Source organism: Curtobacterium sp. PhB115 (assembly GCF_003752025.1).
Lineage (GTDB): Bacteria > Actinomycetota > Actinomycetes > Actinomycetales > Microbacteriaceae > Curtobacterium.
In genome coordinates this window covers 249597-275731 of record NZ_RJKR01000010.1, presented here as the reverse complement: position 1 = coordinate 275731, position 26135 = coordinate 249597, and the positions used below count along the sequence as shown (strand labels likewise).

Genomic DNA, 26135 nt, shown 5'->3' with positions numbered 1-26135 from the left:
ATTTCCGTGCACTTGTTGCACGGGCTCGCGTCCACTTTGTGGTTCCCGACAGACGATCGGGAATCAAACTGAATACACCGCTCTGGGTGGCGACACCCAGCAGTCGGGACATGTTTGAGACCGTGATTCATGGTCGACAGTGTTCCGGTGGTCATAGCGAGAGGGAAACGCCCGGTCACATTCCGAACCCGGAAGCTAAGCCTCTCAGCGCCGATGGTACTGCAAGGGGGACCTTGTGGGAGAGTAGGACGCCGCCGGACTTAACGTTGCAACACCAGGAAACCCCTGACCAAGTTTTGGTCAGGGGTTTTCTGCGTTTCCAGGGAAGCCGTAGGATCAGCCGACGACGGAGGAACGATGACCGAAGCCTGGCCGGCTCTCCCCGACGGCTCCAGACTGGCGCTGCGGGAGATCCTCATCCACGGGGTGCTCTCCCGTGCCGAGATCGCGCGGTCGCTCGGCCTGTCGCGAGCGAGCCTGACCCGGGCGATGCGGATCCTCGTCGCCCACCGGCTCGTCGTCGAGGTGGGCACGGACGTCCGCGGTGCAACAGGCCGGCCGTCGGAGCTCCTGCAGGCGAGTACCGGGGTGTGGGAGTTCCTCGGGGTCAAGCTCACGAAGGACCGCCTGTACGCCGCGGTGACGGACCTCGGCGGGCGGGTGCTCGCGCTGCACGAAGAGTCGATCGCGGCGACGGCGCCGGAGTCCCTCGCTGACCAGATCAGCGCCGTCACGGATCGGCTCCGCAAGGCCCACCCAGCACTCTGCGCGGTCGGGGTGTCGCTGCCCGGTGACGTGCTGTCGCGGGCCGGGGAGTCGATCGTCGCGGCGTCACCGTTCCTCGGGTGGCGGGACGTGCCGTTCGCCGGCATGGTGCTCGAGCGCACGGGCCTCGCGACGTTCACGGTGAACGACGTCCACGCCCTGACGGCGAAGGAGCACTGGTTCGGTGCCGGGGCCGGCCGTGACTCGATGGTGCTGGTGACGGTCGGCGAGGGCATCGGGCTCGGCCTCATCGCGAACGGGCAGGTCTCGACGGGGGAGCACGGACGGCTCGGTCGGATCGGACACCTGCCGGTGCTCGGCGGTGGCCCCGACTGCGGCGTCGGGCACTCGGGTTGTGCGTCGAGCTACCTGCCGAGCCCGGTGATCGTCCGGAACGCCGGCCACGAGGGATCGTCGTACGAACAGGTCGTCGAACTCGCGCGCAACGGTGACGCCGGTGCGTTGGCGGCGTTCGAGGATGCCGGCCGGGCGCTCGGTGCCGTGCTGGCGACTGCGGCGCACATCGCCGACCCCTCCGCGATCGTGCTGACGGGCGACGGGTTGCCCGTGTACGACCTCGCGCGGTCCACGGTGGACGAGTCGCTGCGCGCGGCACTGGCGCCGTACACCGAGCCGGTGACGGTCCAGGTGCAGCCGTTCGAGTTCTCGGAGTGGGCGCGGGCAGGTGCGGTGTTCGCGATCCGGCGACTGCTCGGAGAATGAGGGCATCCTCGCAGGACACGGGCCTTAGTTACACACGTTGACAAACTCGTGCGGAGACGGGAGGCTTGACTGGTCCACACCATCGAAGGAGATGCCGTGACCGCTGCCCCCACCGTCCCGTGGCCGACCGACGGCCTGTCGTTCGGCGGCGACTACAGCCCCGAACAATGGCCCCGCGAGACCTGGCACGAGGACGTGCGGCTGATGCGCGAGGCCGGGGTGAACCTGGTCACCGTCGGCGTCTTCTCGTGGGCGCTGCTCGAGCGGTCGCCGGGGGAGTTCACGTGGGAGTGGCTCGACGAGGTGCTCGACCTGCTGCACGCCAACGGCATCGCGGTCGACCTCGCAACGCCGACCGCCGCTCCGCCGAACTGGCTGCTGACGGCGCACCCCGAGATCCTGCCCGTGGACGCCACCGAACGGCGTGAGCGACCGGGTGGCCGCCTGGGGTGGTGCCCGGCCTCGGAGCTGTTCCGGGAGCACGCGCTCCGGATGGTCGACGCCCTCGCCGAACGGTACGGCCAGCACCCCGCGGTGCGGCTCTGGCACGTGAGCAACGAGCTCGGCGGCGGCAACGGCCGGTGCTACTGCGAGGAGTCGGCCGCGGACTTCCGGCACTGGCTCATCGCGAAGTACGGCGACGTCGAGGCCGCCAACGCCGCCTGGGGCACGGCCTTCTGGGGGCACACGTACACGTCCTTCGACGAGGTCTCACCCCCTCGTGGCGTCGGCGGTGCGCCCAACCCGGGCCTCTTCCTGGACTTCGAGCGCTACTCGTCCGACGCCCTCCTCCGGCAGTTCGACGCCGAGAAGGCCGTGATCGAGCAGTACTCCGCCGTCCCGGTGACAACGAACTTCATGGTCGGTGCCGGGTCGCAGGTGGTCGACTACGCCGGGTGGGCGAAGCACGTGGCCATCGTCGCGAACGACCACTACACACTCGTCGACGACGTCCGCCGCGAGCAGGACCTCGCGCTGGCCGGTGACCGGATGCGGGGCATGTCGGCGGACCGCCGTCCCTGGCTCCTGATGGAGCACTCGACGGGCGGCCCGAGCTGGCAGCAGCGCAACCGCGCGAAGGAACCCGCCGAACTCGTCCGGAACGCCCTGGCGCACGTGGCGCACGGGTCCGACGGGGCCCTGTTCTTCCAGTGGCGCGCCTCCACCGCGGGGGCAGAACAGTTCCACTCCGCGATGCTCCCGCACGCCGGCACCCGGACACGCATCTGGCGGGAGGTGCTCGCCCTCGGCCGAGCGCTCCGCGACCTCGCTCCGGTGCAGGGCAGTCGTGTCGAGCCGGCCCGGGTCGCCATCGTCGTCGACGAGGCCTCGGGCTGGGCGGTGCAGTCCGGCCTGAAGCCGCACCGCGGGCTCCGCTACTCGCGTGAGGTCCGCGCCTGGCACCGCGCGTTCCACGACCGCCAGGTCCTGACCGACGTGGTCCCCGCCGACGCCGACCTCGACGGGTACGACGTCGTCGTGGTGCCGACGATGCTCATCATCGACGACGCCACGGCCGCCCGCCTGTCCGCCGTCGTCGACCGGGGTGCGACCCTGGTCGTGACGTACCTGTCCGGGGTCGCCGACCAGGACGCCCGCATCCGCACCGGCGGGTACCCCGGAGCCTTCCGGCAGGTGCTCGGTGCGTGGTCCGAGGAGTTCACGCCCCTGCAGCGCGACGAGCAGTGGGCCCTCGACGACGGCGAGGTGGTCACCGACTGGGCCGAAGCGGTCGTGCTCGAGGACGCCGAAGCCGTCCTCCGCTACGCGGACGGCCCGCTCGCGGGGCGTCCGGCGGTCACCCGCCGCGCCGCCGGCGGCGGCGCCTGGTACGTGTCCGCGACGCTGTCCGACCAGAGCACCCAGCGGCTCGTGGACCGGATCGTCGAGGAGCGAGCGCTCCCGCGGACCGTCACCGCGCCTCCAGGCCTGGAGGCGGTGCGTCGCGTCCACGACGACGGATCCGCCTTCCTGTTCCTCGTCAACCACCGCGCTGACGACGTCACGGTCGCAGCGTCCGGTACGGACCTGCTCGACGGCTCCGGCCACGGGCCGGAGACCGTCGTGCCCGCCGGTCGCGTCCGCGTCCTGCGCGAGGAGCGTGCGTCGTGACCGTCCTGGAACGCGACCCGGCGCGCGCACAGCCCCGGGACGGACGCCGGCTGCACGTGCTCCGTGCCGCGGGGGTGTCCGTCGTCCTGGCGACCGCTGACGACGGACTGCCCGAGGTGCTGCACTGGGGGCGGGACGTCGGCGACCTCGGCGCGCGTGACACCGAGGAACTGCTCCTCGCACTCGGCCGGCCGCTCGGCCCGAGCGCCCTCGACGCCTCGTGGCCGCTCACGCTGCTGCCGACCGAACGCGACGGCTGGGAGGGTCGCCCGGGCATCGCCGGACACGTGGCCGGCGAACCGCTCGTTCCACGGTGGCGCGACGTCGAGGTCAGCGGGGACGCGGCCCGGATCGTCGTGACCGCGGTGTCCGAGGCCCTGACGCTCCGGAGCGAGCTCGACCTCGACACAGCCGGGGTGCTGCGCGTGCGGCACGCGGTGACGAACGGTCACGCCGAGCCCGTCCACCTGCAGGCACTCGAGGCCACACTCCCCGTGGACGAGCGTGTGGCCGAGGTCATGGACCTGGCCGGCCGGTGGACCCGGGAACGCACACCCCAGCGGCGTGCACTGACCGGCGGGAGCCACGCCCGCGAGAGCCGTCGCGGCCGGACCGGGCACGACGCCCCGACGCTGCTCGTGCTCGGGACGGCCGGGTTCTCGGACGCCGAGGGTGAAGTCTGGGCCGTGCACCTGGCGTGGAGCGCTGACTCCGTGCACCGCCAGGACGTCCTGGCCGAGGCCCGTCCGCTCCTCGGTGCCGGGGAACTCCTGCGCGCCGGCGAGGTCGTGCTCGGGCTGGGCGACTCGTTCACCACGCCCGATGCGGTGTTCGTCTGGAGCGACGCGGGGATCGACGGCATGTCGGACCGACTGCACGACTCGATCCGGAGCCGCCCTGGCCACCCACGACGACCGCGGCCCGTGGTGCTCAACACCTGGGAAGCCGTGTACTACCGCCAGGAGCTCGCGCCGCTGGTGGCCCTGGCCGAGACCGCGGCGGACATCGGCGTGGAGCGCTTCGTCCTCGACGACGGCTGGTTCCTCGGCCGGCGCTCCGACCGCACCTCGCTCGGCGACTGGCGCGTCGACACCGACGTCTGGCCGGACGGGCTCCGGCCCCTGGTCGACCGGGTCCGCGCGCTCGGCATGGAGTTCGGGCTGTGGTTCGAGCCCGAGATGGTCAGCCCGGTGTCAGAGCTCGCCCGGGCGCACCCCGAGTGGCTGCTGCAGCGACCCGGCGACGACGTGCGCACCTGGCGGAACCAGTACGTGCTCGACATGGCGAACCCGCTCGCCCGCGCGTTCGTCCTGGAGAGCATGTCCGCGGTGATCGGCGAGCACCACGTGGACTTCGTGAAGTGGGACCAGAACCGCGACATCGTGCACGCCGTGCACGCGGGACGAGCGGGCATCGACGCGCACACCCGGGGCGTCTACGCGCTGATGGACGCGCTCCGTGCCCGGCACCCGTGGCTCGAGATCGAGGCGTGCGCGAGCGGCGGAGCGCGCGTCGACCTCGGTGTGCTCGACCGCACCGACCGGGTGTGGGCGTCGGACTCCAACGACGCGTTCGAACGGCTGCCGATCCAGCGCTGGACCGAGGCTCTGCTGCCGCTGGAGCTGATCGGGTCGCACGTCGGGCCCGAGGTCTCGCACACCACCGGCCGGCACCTCGACCTGGACTTCCGGATGGCGGTGTCGCTGTTCGGCTCGGCGGGCATCGAGACCGACGTCACCCGGCTGTCACCGTCGGAACTCGACCGGCTGCGGGCGTGGACGGCGCTGTACAAGCGGGAGCGCGGACTGCTGCACACCGGTCGGCTCCGGCACCTGGCCCTCGGTGACCCCGGGCTCGTGGCGACCTCGGTGGTCGCGCCGGACCGCTCACGGGCGCTCGTGCGGGTCGCACGGACCGAGACCGGACCGCAGTCGCTCGCGGTGCCGCTCCGGATGCGGGGCCTCGACCGGGCCCGGCGCTACCGGGTCGCACCGGCGCAGGGCATCGGCGTGCCGCACGGGCTCGACATGGTGCCGCCGCCGTGGCTCGTCCGTGGAGGCGTGGAGCTTCCGGGTTCGGTGCTCGAGGACGTCGGCGTGCGGCTGCCGATGCTCGCGCCGGCCACCGCGATCGTGCTCGAGCTGCACGCCGTCGACTGACGCGCGCCGGCCGAGCGCCGTGGCGGTGCCGGCGCGCCGCCGCCGAGCGCGCCGCAGCCGAGCGCGCCGCAGCCGAGCGGGCGATACATCCGGGTGCGCGACGCGCGGATGCTGGTGTTTCGCCCGTTCGCGGTGGTGGGCGGCCGAGCGGGCGATACATCCGCGTGTGCGGCGCGCGGACGCTGGTGTTTCGCCCGCTCGCGGTGGTGGGTGCGAGGCTGCCGCGGCGCTGACGGTTCTGGTTCGCGACCGTCGAGGATCGTGAACCAGAACCGTCAGGCCGCTGGCAGAACTCGGCCTGCTCCGGGCACGGGCGAGGGTGCGAACGAGGGCGCCCTCGTCAGGGGAGGAGCGAGCCCGCGTGCCGGAGGACGAGCGGGCCGACGAGCGCCTCCGTGTCGATGCCGGGCGCACCCGTCACCGTGAAGGTCACGGACTCGCCGGCGAGCAAGGACACGAGGCCGTCGTCCACCCGGGCGGCCTGGTCCACGCGGTCCGGGAACAGCGAGACGTCGCGCGCGTAGGACGTCGCCGTCACCGTCACGACCGCGCCGTCGTCCGTCGCCACGACCGAGGTCGACAGCGGTGAGCGAGCGAGCACCTGGTCGACGACCTCGGCGCGGTCGAACACCGTGCGGGTGCCCGCGCCGGTGACGACGAGCACCTCGGACCCGGCGTCCCCGAACTGCGCGAGCGACGACGGCAGCACCACCCGGCCGGCATCGGCGGGACCGGCGGCGAGCGGGAACGACGACGAGTCGAGCACCGTGCCGTCGAACGCCACGCGGGACACCGTCACGTCGTCGGCGACCGGCACCCCCGAAGCGTTCACGAGCACGACCGCGAGCCCGGACGTACCCGCAGGGCCAGCAGCGCCGGCAGCGCCGTCCGCGCCGTCCGCGCCGGCAGGGCCGTCCGCGCCGTCAGCGCCCGCGGGCTGCACGGTCAGCAGCACCGGCTGGTACGCCTGCCGCACCGCGTACCAGACCGGCTTCCGGATGCCTGCGTGGTCCACGAGCGCCCAGGACACCACTGGCCAGTCGTCGTTGAGCTGCCAGACGATCATCCCGGTGTTGTCGGGCGTGCGGGACCGGAACCACTCCATGCCGAAGCGGATCGCGTGCGCCTGGTTGAGCTGCGCGGCGAAGAGCCAGTCCTCGATCGAGGTGGGCGCGGGCAGGTGTCCGCGCATGCCGTCGGCGAGCTTCCGGTTGCCCTGGTCGGCCTTCTGGTGCACGAGCATCTCGTGGCCGTCCGGGTCGAGGGGCTCGTCGTGCACCACGGCGGTCAGGGTCGACCAGGCGGGCGGGCCCTGGAACCCGAACTCCGCCACGAACCGCGGGTTCCAGTCGGCGTAGGCGCGGTAGTCGAGCCGGTTCCAGACGTCCCAGATGTGCACGCTGCCGTTCCGCTCGTCGTTCGGCGTCAGGTACTCGTCGAACGAGAACGGGCTGCCCGGCGTGTACGGACGGGTCGGGTCGAGCTCGGCGACGACCGCCGGCAGCAGGTCGCGGTAGTACCCGTTGCCCCAGGTCCGGCCGACGAGCGACGGCCGCCAGCCCCACTCGGCGTACGCGACGAGGTTCTCGTTGTTGCCGTTCCACACCACGAGCGACGGGTGCGGGCTGAGCCGGGTGACGGCCTCGCGGGCTTCGGGCTCGACCTCGTCGGCGAGCCAGGGCTCCTCGGCGTAGGCGGCACAGGCGAACAGGAAGTCCTGCCAGACGAGCACGCCGAGCTCGTCGCAGCGGTCGTACAGGTCGTCGGACTCGTAGATCCCGCCGCCCCAGATGCGGAGCAGGTTGACGTTCGCCTCGATCGCGTCGTCGATCCGGTCGGCGTAGCGCTCCGGGGTCATCTCTGTCAGGTAGGCGTGGTCGGGGATCCAGTTCGCGCCCCGCACGATGACGGGCCGGTCGTTCACCCGGAGCAGGAACGGCGCGCCGCCCGCGTCGGCCGCGGTGTCGAGCGTGACCGTGCGGAAGCCGACGCGGCCGGTCCAGACGTCGTCGCCGACCTCGACCCGGACGTCGTACAGCGGCTGGTCGCCCTCGCCGCGCGGCCACCAGACGGCGACCTCGGGGACCTCGAGCCGCACGGTGGCGGAGCCGGTGGTGACGTCCGGGCCGGTCACGACGGGGCGCGCGCCGACGACCCGGCCGGCGGTGGCCGCGGTGTCGACGGGGCGGACGGGAGGCTCGGTGTCGGAACCGGGGTGCGCTGCGGACGGGTGGTGCGGGGCCAGGGTGATCCGCGCCTCCAGTCCGGCACCCGCGTCACCACCTGCGGACGCGACGGGCGCGCTGCCGATGGCCTGCGAGAAGGCGCCGGAGGAGCCGGCGAACTCGACGTCGACGTGCGCGGTGAGCACGCCGGTCGTGCCGTCGACGTCGACGAGCGGGCGGACGGCCGCGATGCGGGCGCCGCTCCAGGACTCGATGCCGATCGACTTCCAGATGCCGCTCGTGGCGACGTCGATGCCCCAGTCCCAGCCGAAGTTCGACGCGTTCTTCCGCAGCGCGTTGTACGGGTGGTGGTTGACGTGGGGGAGTTCGCCGCCGTGCAGCGCGGACAGCCGCTCGGCCGCGGGGACCGGGGCGTCGAAGGTGACGACGAGTTCGTTCGTGCCCGGTCGAAGCAGGTGCCCGACGGGGAACCGGTAGGAGCGGTGCTGGTTCGCGGTGGCCCCGACGACGATGCCGTTCAGCTCGATCGTCGCGAGGGTGTCGAGCCCGTCGGCGACCAGGTCGTGGCGCTCGTGCGTGCTCGTGCCGTCCCACTCGAACGTGCGGCGGTAGCGCCACACCGTGTCGCCGATCCACTGGGTCGCTGCCTCGTTGTCGCCGTCGAACGGGTCCGCGATCAGCTCTGCCCGCAGCAGGTCGGTGTGCACGCAGCCGGGGACGAGTGCCGCCGTCGGCTGGCGGTGCCGATCGGACTCCGGCGGCCCGTTCACCGCCTCGACCGTCCACGTGCCGTCCAGGGTGGTCCGCTCCATTGCGTCTCCTCATCGTGACGGGGTCGTGACACGACCCCTTGACCGCCTTAGTTTACCCGTGTAACAATCACGCTCACAACGTGGACCCTGCGACGACGCAGACCGAGAGGACAACGATGTTCAACCCAACCCGTTCACGGCTCGCCATCGGCGCCGCCGTTCTCCTCGCCGCCGGCCTCGCGCTGAGCGGCTGCAGCTCCAGCGGCACCGCCAGCACGAACGACGACGCGGCCTCGACCCTGATCGCGTACACCGGACAGTCCGGCGACTACCAGATCAACTTCAACCCGTGGTCGCCGTCCAACATCGGCGGCGTCGGCACGATCTACGAGTCGCTGTTCTTCATCACGAACGTGAACAACAACGACCCGAAGCCCCTGCTCGGCAAGTCCTACGAGTGGAACACGGACGGCACGCAGCTCACGATCACCCTGCGCGACGGGGCGACCTGGAGCGACGGCGAGCCGTTCACCTCGAAGGACGTCGTGTTCACGCTCGACATGCTCAAGAAGCAGAAGGCCCTCAACTCGATCGGTTACGACGGCACCGCGAAGGCCGACGGCGACGACAAGGTGGTCGTGACGTTCGACAAGCCGTCGTTCGTGCTCGGCCCGAACCTGCTCGGCAAGACCTGGATCGTGCCGGAGCACCTGTGGAAGGACATCGACCCGACCACCGACGTCGTCCGCGAACCGGTCGGCACCGGCCCGTACACGCTCGGCACCTTCAAGGCGCAGGCGTTCACCCTCGAGGCGAACAAGAAGTACTGGGACGGCGCCCCTGCCGTGAAGACCATCCGCTACCTGTCGCTCTCCGGCAACACCGCTGGCGCCGACGCCCTGTCGCAGGGGTCGATCGACTGGCAGACCGGCCCGGTCCCCGGCATGTCCGACATCGCCGCGAAGTACCCCGGGTACGACGGCATCACCATCCCGCAGAACCAGATGGCGCTGCTCACCTGCGCGAACAGCGACCTCGGCTGCACCGGACCGCAGACCGACCCCGCCGTCCGTCACGCCATCGCCGACGCGATCAACCGCAAGCAGCTGAACTCGCTCGCGTTCGAGAACACCGCCAGCGAGATCTCGCCGACCTTCGCGCTGACCAGCACCCAGAAGGACACCATCTCGCCGGACGTCGAGCCCGCCGTGATGCCGGAGACCGCCGACACCGCTGCCGCGGCCGACGAGCTCGAGGGCGCCGGCTGGAAGAAGGGCTCCGACGGCATCTACGCCAAGGACGGCAAGAAGCTGTCGCTGACCGTCGAGGTCGTCACCGGCTGGACCGACTACATCACCGCCATCGACACGATGACCCAGCAGCTGAAGGCCGCCGGCATCGAGCTGAAGGCGCAGCAGTCGTCGTGGAACGAGTGGACGGACAAGAAGACGAAGGGCGACTTCGAGCTCGCGATCGACTCGCTCGGCCAGGGCCCGGCGTCGAACCCGTACTACCTGTACAACAACTACTTCACGACGGCGAACACCGCCAAGGTCGGCGAAGCAGCCCCGATGAACATCTCGCGGTACAGCAACCCGGAGGTGGACGCCGCCCTCGCGAAGCTCGCCACGATCAACCCGACCGACACCGCCGCGACCCAGCCGCAGTTCGACGTCATCCAGAAGAACATCGTCGAGGACCTGCCGTACATCCCCGTGATGACCGGCGGTACGACCAGCGAGTTCCACTCGTCGAAGTTCAGCGGATGGCCCACGAAGGACGACCTCTACGCGTTCCCCGCCGTCTGGGCCAGCCCGGACAACGCCGAGGTCTTCAAGGCACTCAAGCCGGCGAAGGGCTGACCACGATGGGATCGCGACCGAGGAGCACTCGACGATGACCTACTTCCTGCGCAAGATCGGCTTCTACATCGTCGCCCTCTGGGCGGCACTGACGCTGAACTTCATCATCCCGCGGCTGCTGCCCGGGAACCCCGTGGACATCCTGCTCGCCAAGCTTCAGCAGCGCGGCGGGCAGGTGACCCCGGCGACACGGCAGGCGTACGAGCTGCTCCTCGGTGGCGATTCCTCGGAGCCGCTGATCTCCCAGTACGGCCACTACCTGGTCAACGTGTTCCGCGGTGACCTCGGGGTGTCCGTCAGCTACTTCCCGGCACCGGTGACCGAGGTCATCGCGAGCTCGCTGCCGTGGACGATCGCCCTGGTGGGGATCGCCACCGTCGTCGCCGCGATCATCGGCGTCGGCCTCGGTGCCTTCGTCGGCTGGCGTCCGGGCACCTGGCTCGACTCGTTCGTGCCGGCGACCACCCTGCTCGCCGCGGTGCCGTACTTCTGGCTCGCGCTGATCCTGGTGTACTTCTTCGCCACCGGGCTCCACCTGTTCCCGGCGCAGGGCGGCTACGACGTCGTGCTCACCCCCGGCTTCAACTGGGACTTCATCGCCTCGGCGATCAAGTACGGCGTGCTGCCGGCCGTGACGATCGTGCTCGCGTCCCTGGGCGGCTGGCTGCTCGGGATGCGCAACATGATGGTGTCGACCCTGTCCGAGGACTACATCACCACCGCCCAGGCGAAGGGCCTGTCCGACGGCAAGATCCTGCGGAACTACGCCGCCCGGAACGCCGTGCTGCCCTCGGTCGCCGGGTTCGCGATCTCCCTCGGGTTCATCGTGTCCGGCTCCGTCGTCACCGAGCAGGTGTTCTCGTACCCGGGCATCGGGTCGAAGCTGCTGTCCGCGGTGACCAACAACGACTACGCGCTCATGCAGGGGATCTTCCTGTTCATCACCCTGGCGGTCCTCGGCGCGAACCTCGTCGTCGACCTGCTGTACGGGCTCATCGACCCGCGGACGCGGGCGCGGAGCTAGGGAGGACACGCCATGACCAACATCCAGCAGGACACCGAACCGACCATCGGCGCACTCGCCGAAGAAGCGGACACCACCACGTCCATCGCCACCCGGCGCGCGACGAAGGGCGGGGTCAAGCGCTTCCTCCCCACCCTCACGCCGTGGCTCGTCACGGGCATCGCGCTCGTCGCCGGCGTCACGCTCTTCGGGGTCATCGGGCCGCTGCTCGTCGGCGACCCGACCACCATCCGTGACTCCGGGCTGCAGGGGCCGAGCGGTGAGAACCTCCTCGGCACCACCCAGACCGGGCAGGACGTCCTCGCCCAGCTCGCCTACGCCACCCGGGGCAGCCTGCAGATCGGCCTGATCGTCGGGCTCCTCGCCACCGTGCTCTCCGCGTTCTTCGGGATCCTCGGCGCGTACCTCGGCGGGATCATGGACGAGGCGTTCTCGCTCTTCTCGAACGTGTTCCTCGTCATCCCCGGCCTGCCGCTCGTCATCGTCATCTCCGGCCTGGTGCCGCGTGAGGCCCGCGGGCTCTGGACCATCGCCGTCGTCCTCGCGATCACCTCGTGGGCGGGTTCCGCCCGGGTGCTCCGCGCGCAGACGATGTCGATCCGGAACCGCGACTACGTCTCGGCCGCACGGGTCGCCGGCGAACGGCCCTGGCGGGTCATCGCCGTCGAGATCCTGCCGAACCTGCTGCCCGTGCTCGCTTCGCAGTTCGTGTTCGCGGTGATCGCGGCGATCCTCGGGGAAGCGGGACTGTCGTTCCTCGGCCTCGGGGCGTCGAACTCGTCGACGCTCGGCACCATGCTCTTCTACGCCCAGAACGGCTTCGCGCTGGCGAACGGTGCCTGGTGGTGGTTCGTGCCACCGGGTCTGCTGATCGCCCTGCTCGGCATGGGCCTGTCCCTGGTGAACTTCTCGATCGACGAGGTCATCAACCCGCGACTCGCGAACGTGCGTGCGCAGCGACGGCGCGACCGTCGTGCGAAGCGTGCGGCCCGCTCGGGAGGCCCGGCCCGCGTCGCCACCGCCGGTCACGACACGAAGGGGGTCGCCCGATGAGCGCCACCGACACCGCACGTCCGGTCACCTCCGACGCCACGGGCGACGGCCGCCGCCCGGCCGTGCTGACCATCGACCACCTCGACGTCGTCTACGAGACCGAACACCCCGTGCACGCCGTCAAGGACGTGTCCCTCACCCTGGCCCCCGGCGAGATCCTCGGGCTCGCGGGGGAGTCCGGTTGCGGGAAGACGACCCTGGCCTACGCGATCACCCGGCTGCACCGGCCGCCGGCGAAGGTCGCGTCCGGCAGCATCACCTTCCACGACCGCGACGGCACCGACATCGACCTGCTCGGCCTGCCGCACGAGCAGCTGCGGGCCGTGCGGTGGTCGAAGCTGTCGATGGTGTTCCAGGGCGCGATGAACGCGCTCAACCCGGTCACCACGATCCGCGCGCAGCTCGACGACGCGCTGAAGGAACACCGGCGCGACCTGTCCCGCAAGGAACGGCGCGCGATCGCCGAGGACGCCCTGAGTCGCGTCGGCGTGGACCCGTCCCGGATCACCGCGTACCCGCACGAACTGTCCGGCGGCATGCGGCAGCGCGTGATGATCGCGATGGCGATGCTGCTCGAACCGCAGATCATGATCATGGACGAGCCCACCACGGCCCTCGACGTCGTGGTGCAGCGCGAGATCCTGCGCGAGATCGTCCGGCTGCGCGACGAGCTCGGGTTCGCCGTCGTGTTCATCACGCACGACCTGCCGCTGCTGCTCGAGATCAGCGACCGGATCGCGATCATGCTGCGCGGCGAGGTCGTCGAGTGCGACCGGGCCTCGGTCATCCAGCACGACCCGAAGCACCCGTACACGCAGAAGCTGCTGCAGTCGTTCCCGTCCCTGTCGGGCGAGCGCGGTGCGTTCATCCGCACCGGCGTCGACGCGGGACCCACCCAGGAGGTCGTTCGATGACCAGTGTGACCGTCAGCCACCTCGGCAAGGACTTCCACACCCGCAAGGGCTTCACGCGCACCACCCTGCGCGCCGTCGACGACGTGTCGTTCGAGCTGCTGCCCGGGAAGACCGTGGCGTTGGTGGGAGAGTCCGGCTCGGGCAAGTCGACCATCGCGCGGATGCTCGCGAAGCTCGAGAGCACCACCCGCGGTTCCATCGACGTGCGGCTGGAGGACGGCACCCCCGTCGTCGGCAGCATGTACCGGCGGCACGTGCAGATGGTGTTCCAGGACCCGTTCGCCTCGCTCAACCCGTTCCACTCGATCGAGCACCACATCGCCCGGCCGCTGCAGCTGCACCACCGTGCCCGCGGCGCCGACGAGACCGCCGAGAAGGTGCGGGAACTGCTCGGCCGGGTGAACCTGGACGAGGACTTCGCGACCCGACGGCCGCACGAGCTCTCCGGCGGGCAGCGGCAGCGCGTCGCGATCGCCCGCGCGCTCGCCCCCGGTGCACAGGTCCTGATCGCCGACGAACCCGTCTCGATGCTCGACGTGTCGATCCGCCTCAGCGTGCTCAACCTGATGGGGCGGCTGCAGCGCGAGGACCACCTCGCCGTGCTCTACATCACGCACGACCTGGCGACCGCGCGGCACTTCTCCGACGAGATCCTGGTGCTGTACCGCGGCCGGGTCGTCGAGCGCGGGCCGTCCGACGCCGTGATCCTCAACCCGCAGCACGACTACACCCGGCTGCTCGCCGAGGCGGCCCCGGACCCCGAGCGCACCGACCGCAGGGTGACCTCGGGGAGTGCCCTCGACCGCTCGAAGATCGACAACACCACCTGCTACGACCACGGCGTCGGCGCTTGGGTGTCGAGCGAGCCGGCACCGGTCGGCGCACGGTGAGCGGGACGTTCGCGGACTGGGTCACACCGGGGTTCTCGGCACGGTTCCGGATCGGCGACGACCAGCCGGCCGCACTCGTGTCGTTCGTGCCGGCCGGTGGGGCGCTCGCCGACGGACCCGTCGATCCGCAGCCGCTGGTCGAGCTGACCACGATCGGCCACGGGCGGTTCCCGGGCGGGTTCCGGCACGTGGACTCCACGATCGGAGCGCGACTGCGCCCGGTGTCGCACCGTGTGTCCGACGACGGGACCGATCCGTGGTTCCGGATCGTGCAGGCGGACGCGGCCACGGGCCTCCAGGTCGAGTCGGTGTTCCGGGCGCGCGCCGACGTGCCGGGCTTCCAGACCTGGACCGAGGTCTCGACGCCGGAGGGCGGCGAGCACGTCGTGGACTTCGCGTCCTCGTTCGCGACGGGGGCGTTCCTGACCGACTCGGGTGCGACGGTCGACGACCTGTCGCTCGCGCACGCGGACAACGACTGGGCGGCCGAGAGCCGGTGGCGGACCGATCCGCTGCGGTCGATCGGGCTGGCGCGCATCGACCGCGAGGCGCAGCACCACCCGCCGCGCAGTCGTGCCGTCGTGCAGAACCGAGGATCGTGGTCGACGGGCGAGGCGCTGCCGATCGGCGTGCTGACGCCTGCTGCGTCCGCTGGTGCTGGGCCCTACGCGCTCGTCTGGCAGGTCGAGCACAACGGACCGTGGCTGTACGAGCTCGGCGAGACCCGGCGGCACGCCTACCTGATGCTGAGCGGGCCGACCGACCAGGAACACCAGTGGACGGCGGTCGTGGCACCCGGGCAGCCGTTCGTCTCGGTGCCGGTTTCCGTCGGGATCGCCTCGTCGGTGGGGTCCGCCTTCGCCGTGCTCACCGCGCAGCGTCGGGCGTTCCGGCACGTTCGCGAGGCCGACCGCACCCTGCCGCTCGTGTTCAACGACTACATGAACACGCTCATGGGCGACCCGACCACCGAGAAGCTCCTGCCGCTGATCGACGCGGCCGCCGACGCCGGCGCGGACCTGTTCTGCATCGACGCAGGCTGGTACGCCGAGGGGCACTGGTGGGACACCGTCGGTGCGTGGGAGGAAGCGGCGTCGCGGTTCCCGACCGGGCTCGGGTTCGTCATCGACCACATCCGTTCGCGGGGCATGCAGGCCGGGCTGTGGCTCGAGCCCGAGGTCATCGGCATCCACTCGCCGCTGGCGATCTCACTGCCGTCGTCGGCCTTCGTGCACCACCACGGGGTGCGGGTCGCCGAGCACGGACGGCACCTGCTCGACCTCCGGTCACCGGCCGCGCGGGCACACCTCGACTCCGTCGTCGATCGACTGGTCGGGTCACTCGGGGTCACCTTCTTCAAGATGGACTACAACACGATGACCGGCCCGTGGGTCGGCACCGTCGACGGCGGACGGGCGCTGCTCGACTGGCTCGACGACGTGCAGGAGCGGTACCCGTCGCTGCTCATCGAGAACTGCGCCTCGGGAGCGATGCGCGCCGACTCCGCGATGCTGTCCCGGTTGCACATGCAGTCCACCTCGGACCAGCAGGACCCGGTGCTCTCCGCCTCGATCGCCGCCGCGGCACCCGCGGCGATGCTGCCCGAGCAAGCGGGGAACTGGGCGTACCCGGCGCCGTCGATGGCCGACGACCTGTTCGAGATGTCGCTGGTGAACGGGGTGCTCGGGCGGATGTACCTGTCGGGCTACCTGAACGAGATGTCTGCTGCGCAGCGGGCGGTCGTGCGTTCTGCGATCACGGCCCACCGGACAGTACTCGAGGTCATCGAGTCGTCGGTGCCGGAGTGGCCGCTCGGGTTGCCGGCATGGGAGGACCCGTGGCTCGCGCTCGGCTTGCGCGCGCCCGGCGGGGACCTCTACCTGTCGGTCTGGGCGCTGCCCGGGGCCGGCTCGTCGGTGTCGTTGCCGTTGCCTGGCTTCGTGGGGCAGGCAGTTGTCGTCGAGCCGCTGTTCCCGACGGCGCTCGGGTCGTGGTCCGTGGCGTGGGACGCAGCCTCGGGCTCGCTCGAGGTCACCAACAGCGGGGCGACCCCCACAGCGCGGGTGCTGCGCGTCCGACCGGAGGGGGCGGACGCGGAGCACTGAGCGGGGCGCGCGTCGCGATGGCAGGGCGCGCGCTGGAGCGGACGGGAGGCACGGTGCAGGCAGGCACCGTGCCTCCCGGCCCGTCGGTGGTCCCGTCCACGGCGGGTGCAGGCAGGCGCCGTGCCTCCCGTCCTGTCGGTGGTCGCGTCCCGGCGCGGGGGACGCGGGTTCGTGTCCTGCCGGTGACGGTTCTGGTTCAGGATCCTCGGGGATCGTGAACCAGAACCGTCAGGAGCGCGGCAGGAAGGGCCCCGGTCAGGCGCGGGTCTCGTGATCGGCGCGGGTCTCCTGATCGGCGTCGGCGTCGGCGTCTGCGTCTGCGTCGGTGTCGGTGTCGGCGTCTGCGTCGGTTTCGGGGTCGTCGTCGGTTTCGGGCTCGTCGTCGGGGCGGCGCGGGGCGCGGAGCCGAAGGGTCGCACCGAGGCCGATGACCAGGAAGCCGGCGGCCGAGAACGCGGCGGCGCGGGTGCCGTCGGAGAACGCCTCGGCGGCGTCGGCGCGGGTCTGCCCCTCGAGGCCGGCGATCGCTCCGCCCGAGGACTGCACGACGGTGTCGGCGATCTGCTCGGACTGGGCGGTCGAGACGCCGGCGTCCTGCAGGCGGTGCTCCAGGATGGTGCCCGTCGAGGTGAACAACACCGTGCCGAGGACCGCGATGCCGAGCGCCGAACCGATCTGGCGCGCGGTGCTCTGGGCGCCCGAGGCTTCGCCGCTGCGCTCCACGGGGACGTCCTGCAGTACGACGCCGGTGAGCTGGGCGGTCGCGAGTCCGACGCCGAAGCCGTAGACGAACAGGCACGGCACGATCGCCCACCACGGGGTCGACGAGGTCACGACGAACCCGATCGCGGCGACCCCGACGATCTCGGCGCCGATGCCCATCCGCACGATCGGCAGCGCCCCGATCCGCTGTCCGACCGTGGCCGCGAACCCGCTCGCGACGAACGACCCGATCGCCAGGGCCAGCAGCACGAAGCCGGTCTGCAGCGCCGAGTAACCGAGGACGTTCTGCAGCCAGAGGGGCAGCGACAGGATGATGCCGAACTCGCCGAGCGACACGATGAGCGCTGCGATCGAGCCGTTCCGGAACGAGCCGATGCCGAACAGGTCGAGCGCGATGAGCGTCGACCGGCCCGCGCGCTGCCGTCGCCGGGAGCGGACGACGAACGCCAGCCCGGCGGCCACCGCGACGACGAACGCGACGGGGATCGGCGAGACCGGGCCGTCCCACGACCACGAGCCGATCGTGAACGGTGTCGACGACGGAGCCCACCAGCCGTAGGTGCGACCCTCGATCAGCCCGAAGACCAGCGCAGCGCTCGCGATCACGGACAGCAGGGCACCGACGAGGTCGATGCGGCCGGTGTGCTCGGCGTCGCGCGACTCCCGCACGGCGACCGCGAGACCGACCAGGATGATCGCCACGATCGGGACGTTGATACCGAAGGCCCACCGCCACGAGAAGTCCGTCGTCAGCCAGCCGCCGAGCAGCGGACCGACCGCCACCATCCCGCCGATCGTGGAGCCCCACACCGCGAAGGCGATGCCGCGCTCCCGGCCGGTGAACGTCGCGTTGAGGATCGACAGCGTGGTGGGCAGGACCATCGCGCCACCCACACCCTGCAGCACGCGGGACGCCACGAGCAGTTCGCCCGTCGGGGACAGCGCCGCCAGGACCGACGCCACCGCGAACAGGATCACGCCGATGATCAGCAGGCGTCGGCGACCGAAGCGGTCGGCGACGGCACCGAAGACGAGCAGCAGCGCGGCGAAGACCAGCGTGTAGCTCTCCTGCACCCACTGCACGAGCGTCGAACCGATGTCGAGGTCGGCGACGATGCTCGGGATCGCGACGTTCACGATCGTGGAGTCGACGATGATGAGCGCGACCGCCAGGCTGATCACGACCAGACCGATCCACCGACGGCGATCCGGGGTGGTGGGAGCTGCGGCTGCGGCGCTCATGTGCGTGTCCTCTCAGATGATCAGCATGCTGACTACCTGACGGTACACCCGCTCCCGATGACCGGCGCACCGGGGATCAGGGGAGGAGGCGGAGCTCCATCGCGCGGGTCACGGCACGGGTGCGGTCGTTCACGCCGAGCTTCTCGAACACGTGGCCGAGGTGCGTCTTCACCGTCGTCTCGCTGAGGAACAGGGCGCGGCCGATCGCCGGGTTCGAGTTTCCCTGGGCGACGAGCTGCAGGACCTCGATTTCGCGCGGGGTCAACGACGGGCCGGTGGCCGCAGCCGACGAACCGGTCGCCCGTCGGACCAGCGCCGCCGCGGCCGAGGGAGCGAGCGCCGTCTCGCCCCGCGCGGTCGCCCGCACCCCGGCGAGGATCTCGGACTCCGGGGCCGCCTTGAGCAGGTAGCCGGTGGCACCGGCCTCGATCGCCGACAGGATCTGGTCGTCGGACTCGTACGTCGTCAGGATCAGGACACGGACACCCGGCTCGGCCGCGAGGATCTCCGCCGTCGCCGCATCACCGTCGAGCTCCGGCATCCGCAGGTCCATGAGCGCGACGTCGGGCCGTTCGGCCAGCACGACGGACACCGCCGCGCGGCCGTCGCTCGCCTGGCCGGCCCACCACATCGATGTCGTCGGCGTCCTGCAACAGCGCGACGATGCCCGACCGGACGATCGGGTGGTCGTCGGCGACCACGACGCGGATCACCGGGTCACCTCCGCCACGGGGTGCCGATCGTCGGACTGGAGGCCCGGTGCGGCTCCGGTGGGCAGGCTCGCCTCGACGACGGTGCCCCGGTCCGGTGCGCTCGTGATCGAGCAGGTCCCGCCGGAGAGCGCCAACCGTTCGTGGAGCCCGCGGAGGCCGTGCCCCGCGGTCGGGACGGCCGAGTCGAAGCCCACGCCGTCGTCGGTCACGCGCACCCCGACGCGTTCGGGCGACTGCCGGAGGACGACCCGCACGGAGGCGGCGTCAGCGTGGGCGCGGATGTTCGCGAGGGACTCCTGGACGACCCGGAGCAGCACCACCTGGGCGTCACGGTCGAGCGGGCCGTCGGTCGCGTCGACCGTCACCGGCGTGCCGGTCTCGCGGGTGTACCGCTCGGCGAGGCGGTGCAGCGCTCCCGCCAGGCTGCCGCTCGTGGCGCCGGCGACTCCGGCGGCGATGAGGGCGCGGGAGTCCTCCAAGGCGGCGCGGGCGGATTCCTCGAGGACGGTGAGCCGTTCCTCGAGCGCGTCGGCGCGGTCGTTCGCCAGGTCCTTCCGAGCACGTTCGGTGAGCATGACGATGCCGGCGAGGTTCTGCGCGACGGTGTCGTGGATCTCGCGGGCCAGGCGTTCCCGTTCGCTCGCGATGCCGGCGGTGCGGTTCGCGTCGGCGAGCGACTGCTGGGTGGCGCGGAGTTCCTCGACGAGCTGGGGGCGCTCCTCGGACAGGCCGGCGACGCTCGAGATCCACACGCCCATCGCGCAGGCACCGATGACGCTGATGCCCTCGATGAGCAGGGTGCTGACCAGGGCGTCGGGGCCGCTCGACAGTTGCAGACCGATGCCGCTCGCGAGCCCGACTGCGACGGACAGCAGGACCGCGGTGCGGACGCGCTCCGTCTGCACCCACACCAGCGGGAACACGATGCACTGCACGAACGCGGTGCTCGGCACGACAGCCGGCAGCACCAGGGCTGCGACGATGACGAGCGGCAGGAACGCGGCGGCGGCTCGGGGGCTGTCGTAGCCGCGGTGCCCGTACCCGATGTACGCCACGACGAGGACCACGACCGCGAGGTACGCCGGCCAGCGGGTCGACCACGGGGACCAGCCGAGCGCGGTGATCACGGCGGTGAGGAGCATCGTGCCCGCGAAGAAGACGTGCAACCACCGGCCCCGCACCCACGTCTCGCCGCTCATGACGACAGCATCCCATCGATGCAGGACCGCGGAGCGGTTCTCCACAGGGCCCATCAGGAGTCCTTGCGGTTCCAGCGGAAGGTGAGGGCGCAGGCCACCGTGCCCCCGACCAGCCACGCGACCAACACGAGGGTTCCGAGGGCGAGGTGCCACGCGCCTCCCGGCTCGGCGGACGCGAACGCGTCTGGCAGGAAGACGGACCGCATGCCGGACGCCATCCAGCGCAGGGGGAAGACGGACGCGATGTTCTGCAGCCAGTCGGGCAGCTGCGTGAAGGGCAAGTAGACGCCGGAGATGAACTGCAGGACCAGGACGATCGGGACGATCGTGGCGGTGGCGCGGCGGCCCTCGCGGGGGAGCGCCGAGATCGCGATGCCGAGGACGCAGCTGGTGGCGATGCCGAGGACCATCACGCCGGCGAAGACGCCCCAGTTGCTCGCGTCGGTCGGCAGGTCGACGCCGAACACCAGGCTCGCGATCCCGAGCAGCAGCGCCGTCTGCACGATGGTGGTGACGAGGACCATGCCGATCTTGCCGACGAAGTACGACAGCACCGGCAGCGGTGTGCCACCGAGGCGCTTCAGGGTGCCGTCGCTCCGTTCGGTCGCGATGTCGACGCCGAGGGATTGGGTGCCGGAGAGCAGGATGCCCGTCGCGACCAGGCCGGGCAGGTAGTAGGTGGCGTAGTCGACGCTGATCGGTCGCCCGTTGCTGGCGACGGCGCGGATCGGGTCGGCGTCCGCGAAGGCCACGGAGAAGAGCGCCAGCATGATGATGGGGAAGAGGAAGGTGAAGAACACGGCGTCGGGGGCGCGGAAGTAGGAGCGGATCTCGTACGAGATGCGGCTGGTTGCAGTGGTCACTTCTGGCCCACCATTCCGAGGTAGACGTCCTCGAGGGACGGGCGGATGACTTCGAGGTCGTGCATGGCCGTGGTGCTGCTGCGGACGAGCGCGGTCGGGTCGGTCGTGCGCTCGTCGTGGTGCGTGCCACCGTCATCGCGCCATCGGACCCGTGGTGTACGGGCTTCGGCCCCACCGATCTCGTCGATCGGGGCGATGTCGAGCAGCTTCCCGCCGGCGATCACCGCTGCCCGGTCGGCGAGCTGTGCGGCCTCGTCGAGGTAGTGCGTGGTGAGCAGGATCGTCGTGCCCTCGGACTGCACCTGGCGCAGGAGGTCCCAGAACTGCCGGCGGGCCTCGGGGTCGAAGCCCGTGGTCGGTTCGTCGAGGAACAGCACCTCGGGGCGGCCGATGATCCCGAGGGCGACGTCCACGCGGCGGCGCTGGCCACCGGAGAGTCGGGCGATGCGGGTGTTGCGCTGCTCGGTCAGCCCGACCGCTGCGAGGAGTTCCTCGGTGCTGCGGTGCTTCGGGTACAGCGTCGCGAAGTGGTTCAGCTGCTCGGCGACCGTGACGTTCGGGGACTCGGCGCTGGTCTGCAGGACGATGCCGATGCGTGCGTTGTGACTGCGGCTGGTCCGGGCGGGGTCGTGGCCGAGGACGCGGACCTCGCCAGCGGTGCGGGACCGGTAGCCCTCGAGGATCTCGACCGTGGTGGACTTGCCGGCGCCGTTCGGGCCGAGGAGGGCGAAGGTCTCGCCGGGCTCGATGACGAAGCTGACGTCATCGACGGCGACCTTGCCGGTCGCGTACTGCTTGCTGAGGTGCTGGACCTCGATGGCGGGGGACTCGGGCATGGGTCCAGCCTGGCCGGTGGGGTGCCGCGGGGGATCGGTGGGGGCGGTGGTGCTGCATCCTCCGATCGGGGGATGCGGACGCAGCCGCCGGTCATGCAGCATCGCCGATATCCGTGACTTCAGATTTCGACGACGCTCTGCTTGGCTCGCCGGATGGACGTCCGTGAGACCACGCTGCAAGAGCTGTTCGGAGGACCGAAGCAGTACCTCGTCCCGCTCTACCAGCGGCCCTACGCGTGGGAATCCCGCCAGCGCGAGCGGCTCTGGGCCGACGTGCTGGAACTCAGCGAGACCCGACGCACCGATCCCGGAGCCACGCACTTCACCGGGTCGCTCGTGTTCTCGACCGGCACGATCGTCCCGACCGGCATGGAGTTCCTCGTGGTCGACGGTCAGCAGCGGTTGACGACGCTCTCGATCCTGCTCTGCGCCGTGCGCGACACGTTCCGGGAGCGCCGCCCGGAGTGGCCCGTGCTCGCCGAGAGCATCCACGAGCAGTACGTCGCCGATCGATTCAAGCCCGGCGACGCCCGCCTCAAGCTCCTGCCGACCCAGGCTGACCGCGATGCGTACCGCAGCGTGGTCGACGGCGGCGCCGACCTGCCGGACGAGCCCGACGCGTCGGTGTCCGGCGTCCGCGACGCGTACACGTACTTCCGACGCGAGCTCGGCCGGGTCGACGACCTCGAACTGACCCGCGACGCCGTCCTCGGGGGTCTGGTCTTCGTCTCGATCACCGCGAAGGACGAGGACAACGTCTACCGGATCTTCGAGTCCCTCAACAACACGGGGATGCGGCTGACGCAGGGCGACCTGGTGCGCAACGACCTCTTCATGCGACTCGGGCACCGAGGCGAGTCGGCCTACTCGTCGTGGTGGCTGCCGATGCAGCGTCGGCTCAGCGTGAACGACCTCGAGTTGCTCTTCTGGTTGGACGCCGTGGCCGAGGAACCACTGCTGAAACAGGGCGACATCTACAGCTCGCAGCAGGCGCGCCTGGCGGCGATGGACGACGAGCAGATCCTGGCCGAGATCGAACGGTTCAGCCGGCTGTCCGAGCACCTCATGCGCATCCGGGATCCGTCGCAGGAGTCGGACCCGGCCGTCCGGAAGCACCTGCGACACCTCGCCGAGTGGTCCTCCACCACGACCGTCCCGCTCACCCTGCGGCTGCTGTCCCGTCGCGCGGCCGGAACCAGTACCTCGGCCGAGGTCGCCGGGGCGCTCGCGACCCTCGAGGCGTACCTCGTCCGGCGCACCCTCGTCGGACGTCCGGGCCAGGGACTCAACCGGATCATCCTGCAGGCCTGCGGGGAACTCGACGACCGACCCGTCGACCAGGTGCTGCTCGACTACTTCTCCACCGGCCGGAAGCACTTCGCGACCGACGATCAGGTCCGCGAAGCGATCCGGACGCAGCCGTTCTACCTGCGCGGGCTCCGCAACCAGCAGAAGCTCATCCTGAAGTGGGTGCAGGAGGAGCTGAACCCCAACGAGCCGATCGACGTCGAACGGTCCACCATCGAGCACGTCCTGCCGCAGACGCTGACCCCGGACTGGCGGGCAACGCTCGCCGCAGACCTCGACGGGGAATCCGTCGACGCCGTGCACGAACGACTCGTCCACTCGCTCGGCAACCTGACGCTCACCGGGTACAACGCGACGCTCGGCAACCGCCCGTTCTCCGAGAAGCAGACGGAGTACCGGCAGAGCAGCTTCACCGCCCTCAACCGGCTGGTGCTCGATGCGCCGGTGTGGGCTCGAACGCAGATCCTGGCGCGGAGCGAGTGGTTCGCCGACCGCATCACCCGCCAGTGGACCGGCCCGAACGAGCGCGCCCGGGCGGTCGGCGGCCGCCGGGACTGGTCGGTCGTGCACCGAGCGATCACGGCGATCCCGGCGGGGCGCTGGACGTCGTACGGTGACCTCGCGGCCCTCATCGGCACGCACCCCGCTGCGCTCGGCGTGCACCTGGCGGGGACCCACATCCACGGGACGCACCGGGTCCTGCAGGGGAGCGGCACGGTGGCTCCGGGGTTCCGCTGGCCGGATCCCTCGGACTGCCGCGATCCCCGGGCCGTCCTGGAAGCCGAGGGACTCGTGTTCTCGTCGAGCGGCGTCGCACGCGCTCGGGATCGGCTGTCCACCGCTGCGCTCGCGGTGCGGATCGGCCTGATCGACGGCTTCGTCGACGGCCCCGTCGACGGGCTCGTCGATGGGTGAGTCGGGATCGGGCGAGCGGCGGTGTTCTCGTTCCGGAGCGCTGACGGTTCTGGTTCGCGATCGTCGGGGATCGTGAACCGGAACCGTCAACGCCTCAGTACTGCGGCCGGATCCAGTCCGTCAGCGGAGCGAAGCGGGCGCGGGGCAGGACCTCGTCCGGCTCGGCGGTCCGCACACTCGTGATGATCGTGTCCTCGCCGTACTCCGACAAGCGACGGGCGATGCCGTCGCGTTCGTCGATCACCAGTGTCGCGCGGGTCGCCGGGTCCCCGCGGTGCTCGAAGGTCACCAGGATCGAGTGCTCGCCGATGTGCTGGACCAGGATCGGGTGGAAGCTCTCGGGGCCGCGACCCCATCGGAGCATCAGGTCGGGCACGGCCATCCGGACGACGGGAGACGAGACCGTGCTCTGGGCGAACGAGACCTCGTGCGGACCGTCGTCGGGGTCGTGCAGCACCCCGTCGCGGTAGGAGACCGGCTTGGCGCGCTGGCGGACCAAGGTCCAGGTCTGCGCGGCCTCGTCGACGTCGACGCGGAACTGCCAGAACTTCTGCCGGGACTCCTGGTGGATGCCCTCGAGGACGTACCGGGCCGGGCGGCGGAGGGCGGCGAGCTCCTCGGCGATCGCCGGACCGTCGGACCGCGTGAGGAGTTCGTCGAGACGCACGCTGCCAGCATGGCGCACCGCGGGCGGTGGACGTCACCGTGTCCTGACTGGAGGCCCGTGGCGGGGTGGTGCCGGGCCTCCCGTCCGATCCTGGGTCGCGTCAGATTGCATCAAGCAACGTGCGCGTAGACCGGGAGGATGCAGGTCGTCGGAGTCGAACAGTTCGGAGGGCCGGAGGCCCTCGCCGTCCACGAGGTGCCGGAGCCGCACGCCGGTGCGGGGTCCGTGCGGATCCGGGTGCAGGCGTTCGCCGTGAACCCGACCGACACGGGGGGTGCGTGCCGGGCAGCGGGACAGCTCGCAGGCCTCGCCGCCGTACGTGCCGGGGATGGACGCCGCCGGCGTCATCGACGAGGTCGGGCCCGACGTCACCGGGTGGTCAGTCGGCGACGAGGTCATGGCGATCGCGTTGCCGCTCAGCACGCACGGCGGAGCGTACGTGCAGGAGCTCGTGGCACCGGTGGGGTCGTTCACGCGGGTGCCGCGCGGGACGTCGCTGCTCGCTGCCTCGACCGTGCCGATGAACGGGCTGACCGCGCTGCAGATCCTGTCGCTCGCCGGGCTGTCGCGTGGGGACACGCTCGCCGTGACCGGGGCTGCGGGGCTGCTCGGGAACTACGTGGTGCAGCTGGCCGTCGCCGCTGGGCTGACCGTCATCGCTGATGCTGCTCCGGCGGACGAGGCGCTGGTTCGGTCGCTCGGGCCGGCGCACATCGTGCCGCGTGGTGATGGGTTCGCTGCCGCGGTCCGTGAGCTCGTGCCGGGCGGGGTCGATGCGCTCGCCGATGCTGCGGTGCAGCGGTCTGTCGTGGTGGACGCTGTTCGGGACGGGGGAGTGTTCCTGGACGTGCGGGGGTGGTCGGGGGACGGCTCGCGGGGGATCCGGTTCGAGCAGGTCGCGGTGTTCTCGGAGTACCGGTCGTTCGACAAGCTCGAGCAGCTGCGGCATGCGGTGGAGAGTGGGACGTTGACGCCGCGGGTGGCGGAGGTGTTGCCTGCCTCGCGGGCTGCGGAGGCGCATGAGCGGTTGGAGGCTGGGGGGACGCGGGGGCGGTTCGTGTTGACGTGGTGAGTTCCGTCCGGCACGATCCGACCGTCGGTTTCCCGCACTTCTCGCGCACTCA

General features: G+C 71.0%; 17 protein-coding genes, 1 rRNA gene and 1 pseudogene. 12 read left to right on the top strand and 7 right to left on the bottom strand.

What is annotated here, in order from left to right:
• Window positions 1-143: 143 nt before the first annotated feature.
• The 4 genes from rrf (at window position 144) to EDF19_RS15390 (ending at window position 5759) form a co-directional block, all read left to right on the top strand.
• A 5S ribosomal RNA gene (rrf, locus tag EDF19_RS15405) occupies window positions 144-260 on the top strand.
• 97 nt (window positions 261-357) lie between these two features.
• On the top strand, window positions 358-1488 hold the full coding sequence (locus EDF19_RS15400; RefSeq protein ID WP_123681728.1) for an ROK family transcriptional regulator: 1131 nt from the start codon (window positions 358-360) through the stop codon (window positions 1486-1488).
• Window positions 1489-1584: 96 nt separating this feature from the next.
• On the top strand, window positions 1585-3600 hold the full coding sequence (locus EDF19_RS15395) for a beta-galactosidase (RefSeq protein ID WP_123681727.1): 2016 nt from the start codon (window positions 1585-1587) through the stop codon (window positions 3598-3600).
• Window positions 3597-5759, top strand: coding sequence for an alpha-galactosidase (locus EDF19_RS15390; RefSeq protein ID WP_260217231.1), 2163 nt, complete (start codon window positions 3597-3599; stop codon window positions 5757-5759). The genes EDF19_RS15395 and EDF19_RS15390 overlap by 4 nt, the downstream gene beginning before the upstream one ends.
• Before the next feature lie 340 nt (window positions 5760-6099).
• On the opposite strand, the gene EDF19_RS15385 is transcribed toward EDF19_RS15390, so the two are convergent.
• Window positions 6100-8757 carry a glycoside hydrolase family 2 protein gene (locus EDF19_RS15385; protein ID WP_123681726.1) on the bottom strand — a complete coding sequence of 886 codons (2658 nt, stop codon included), beginning with the start codon at window positions 8755-8757 and terminating at the stop codon, window positions 6100-6102.
• 116 nt (window positions 8758-8873) lie between these two features.
• Between EDF19_RS15385 and EDF19_RS15380 the strand changes: the two genes are divergently transcribed.
• From EDF19_RS15380 to EDF19_RS15355, 6 genes are read left to right on the top strand one after another with little or no spacing between them, the layout of a single operon-like run.
• Window positions 8874-10559 carry an ABC transporter substrate-binding protein gene (locus EDF19_RS15380; RefSeq protein WP_123681725.1) on the top strand — a complete coding sequence of 562 codons (1686 nt, stop codon included), beginning with the start codon at window positions 8874-8876 and terminating at the stop codon, window positions 10557-10559.
• 34 nt (window positions 10560-10593) lie between these two features.
• Window positions 10594-11583: an ABC transporter permease gene (locus EDF19_RS15375; RefSeq protein ID WP_123681724.1), complete on the top strand. Its 990-nt coding sequence runs from the start codon at window positions 10594-10596 to the stop codon at window positions 11581-11583.
• 12 nt (window positions 11584-11595) lie between these two features.
• A complete protein-coding gene (locus tag EDF19_RS15370) occupies window positions 11596-12636 on the top strand; it encodes an ABC transporter permease (RefSeq protein ID WP_123681723.1) in 1041 nt (346 codons plus the stop codon).
• Window positions 12633-13550, top strand: a complete 918-nt coding sequence (locus EDF19_RS15365; RefSeq protein WP_123681722.1) for an ABC transporter ATP-binding protein — start codon at window positions 12633-12635, stop codon at window positions 13548-13550. The genes EDF19_RS15370 and EDF19_RS15365 overlap by 4 nt, the downstream gene beginning before the upstream one ends.
• Entirely contained in the window at window positions 13547-14440 is an 894-nt protein-coding gene (locus EDF19_RS15360; protein ID WP_123681721.1) for an ABC transporter ATP-binding protein, read from the top strand. Before EDF19_RS15365 ends, EDF19_RS15360 begins: the two co-directional genes overlap by 4 nt.
• Window positions 14437-16545 (top strand): glycoside hydrolase family 36 protein, encoded by a 2109-nt coding sequence (locus EDF19_RS15355; RefSeq protein WP_148071117.1) that lies wholly within the window; start codon window positions 14437-14439, stop codon window positions 16543-16545. The genes EDF19_RS15360 and EDF19_RS15355 overlap by 4 nt, the downstream gene beginning before the upstream one ends.
• A gap of 255 nt (window positions 16546-16800) precedes the next feature.
• Here the strand turns inward: EDF19_RS15355 and EDF19_RS15350 are convergent, their stop codons facing one another.
• From EDF19_RS15350 to EDF19_RS15330, 5 genes and pseudogenes are all read right to left on the bottom strand, one after another.
• Window positions 16801-18510, bottom strand: a complete 1710-nt coding sequence (locus EDF19_RS15350) for an MFS transporter (protein WP_123681719.1) — start codon at window positions 18508-18510, stop codon at window positions 16801-16803.
• 76 nt (window positions 18511-18586) lie between these two features.
• Window positions 18587-19223: pseudogene (locus EDF19_RS15345) on the bottom strand (response regulator).
• Window positions 19220-20422, bottom strand: coding sequence for a sensor histidine kinase (locus tag EDF19_RS15340; protein ID WP_185022886.1), 1203 nt, complete (start codon window positions 20420-20422; stop codon window positions 19220-19222). The pseudogene EDF19_RS15345 and the gene EDF19_RS15340 overlap by 4 nt, the downstream one beginning before the upstream one ends.
• Window positions 20423-20475: 53 nt before the next feature.
• On the bottom strand, window positions 20476-21285 hold the full coding sequence (locus EDF19_RS15335) for an ABC transporter permease (protein ID WP_123681717.1): 810 nt from the start codon (window positions 21283-21285) through the stop codon (window positions 20476-20478).
• A complete protein-coding gene (locus tag EDF19_RS15330) occupies window positions 21282-22121 on the bottom strand; it encodes an ABC transporter ATP-binding protein (RefSeq protein ID WP_123681716.1) in 840 nt (279 codons plus the stop codon). Before EDF19_RS15330 ends, EDF19_RS15335 begins: the two co-directional genes overlap by 4 nt.
• A 153-nt stretch (window positions 22122-22274) precedes the next feature.
• On the opposite strand from EDF19_RS15330, the gene EDF19_RS15325 reads away from it, so the two are divergent.
• Window positions 22275-24344 (top strand): DUF262 domain-containing protein, encoded by a 2070-nt coding sequence (locus EDF19_RS15325; protein ID WP_123681715.1) that lies wholly within the window; start codon window positions 22275-22277, stop codon window positions 24342-24344.
• 94 nt (window positions 24345-24438) lie between these two features.
• On the opposite strand, the gene EDF19_RS15320 is transcribed toward EDF19_RS15325, so the two are convergent.
• Window positions 24439-25011 carry a hypothetical protein gene (locus tag EDF19_RS15320; protein ID WP_123681714.1) on the bottom strand — a complete coding sequence of 191 codons (573 nt, stop codon included), beginning with the start codon at window positions 25009-25011 and terminating at the stop codon, window positions 24439-24441.
• A 328-nt stretch (window positions 25012-25339) separates the two neighbouring features.
• Here EDF19_RS15320 and EDF19_RS15315 point away from each other — a divergent pair, with 328 nt between their 5' ends.
• Window positions 25340-26083, top strand: a complete 744-nt coding sequence (locus EDF19_RS15315; protein WP_260217230.1) for an NADP-dependent oxidoreductase — start codon at window positions 25340-25342, stop codon at window positions 26081-26083.
• The last annotated feature ends 52 nt before the right edge of the window (window positions 26084-26135 follow it).

Excerpts from the sequence above, each read along its gene's own strand:
- EDF19_RS15315 (WP_260217230.1), top strand. The coding sequence starts at position 25,340 with ATGGACGCCGCCGGCGTCATCGACGAGGTCGGGCCCGACGTCACCGGG.
- EDF19_RS15325 (WP_123681715.1), top strand. The coding sequence starts at position 22,275 with ATGGACGTCCGTGAGACCACGCTGCAAGAGCTGTTCGGAGGACCGAAG.
- EDF19_RS15360 (WP_123681721.1), top strand. The coding sequence starts at position 13,547 with ATGACCAGTGTGACCGTCAGCCACCTCGGCAAGGACTTCCACACCCGC.
- EDF19_RS15350 (WP_123681719.1), bottom strand. The coding sequence starts at position 18,510 with ATGAGCGCCGCAGCCGCAGCTCCCACCACCCCGGATCGCCGTCGGTGG.
- EDF19_RS15370 (WP_123681723.1), top strand. The coding sequence starts at position 11,596 with ATGACCAACATCCAGCAGGACACCGAACCGACCATCGGCGCACTCGCC.
- EDF19_RS15400 (WP_123681728.1), top strand. The coding sequence starts at position 358 with ATGACCGAAGCCTGGCCGGCTCTCCCCGACGGCTCCAGACTGGCGCTG.
- EDF19_RS15375 (WP_123681724.1), top strand. The coding sequence starts at position 10,594 with ATGACCTACTTCCTGCGCAAGATCGGCTTCTACATCGTCGCCCTCTGG.
- EDF19_RS15340 (WP_185022886.1), bottom strand. The coding sequence starts at position 20,422 with ATGAGCGGCGAGACGTGGGTGCGGGGCCGGTGGTTGCACGTCTTCTTC.
- EDF19_RS15385 (WP_123681726.1), bottom strand. The coding sequence starts at position 8,757 with ATGGAGCGGACCACCCTGGACGGCACGTGGACGGTCGAGGCGGTGAAC.
- EDF19_RS15365 (WP_123681722.1), top strand. The coding sequence starts at position 12,633 with ATGAGCGCCACCGACACCGCACGTCCGGTCACCTCCGACGCCACGGGC.
- EDF19_RS15330 (WP_123681716.1), bottom strand. The coding sequence starts at position 22,121 with ATGCCCGAGTCCCCCGCCATCGAGGTCCAGCACCTCAGCAAGCAGTAC.
- EDF19_RS15380 (WP_123681725.1), top strand. The coding sequence starts at position 8,874 with ATGTTCAACCCAACCCGTTCACGGCTCGCCATCGGCGCCGCCGTTCTC.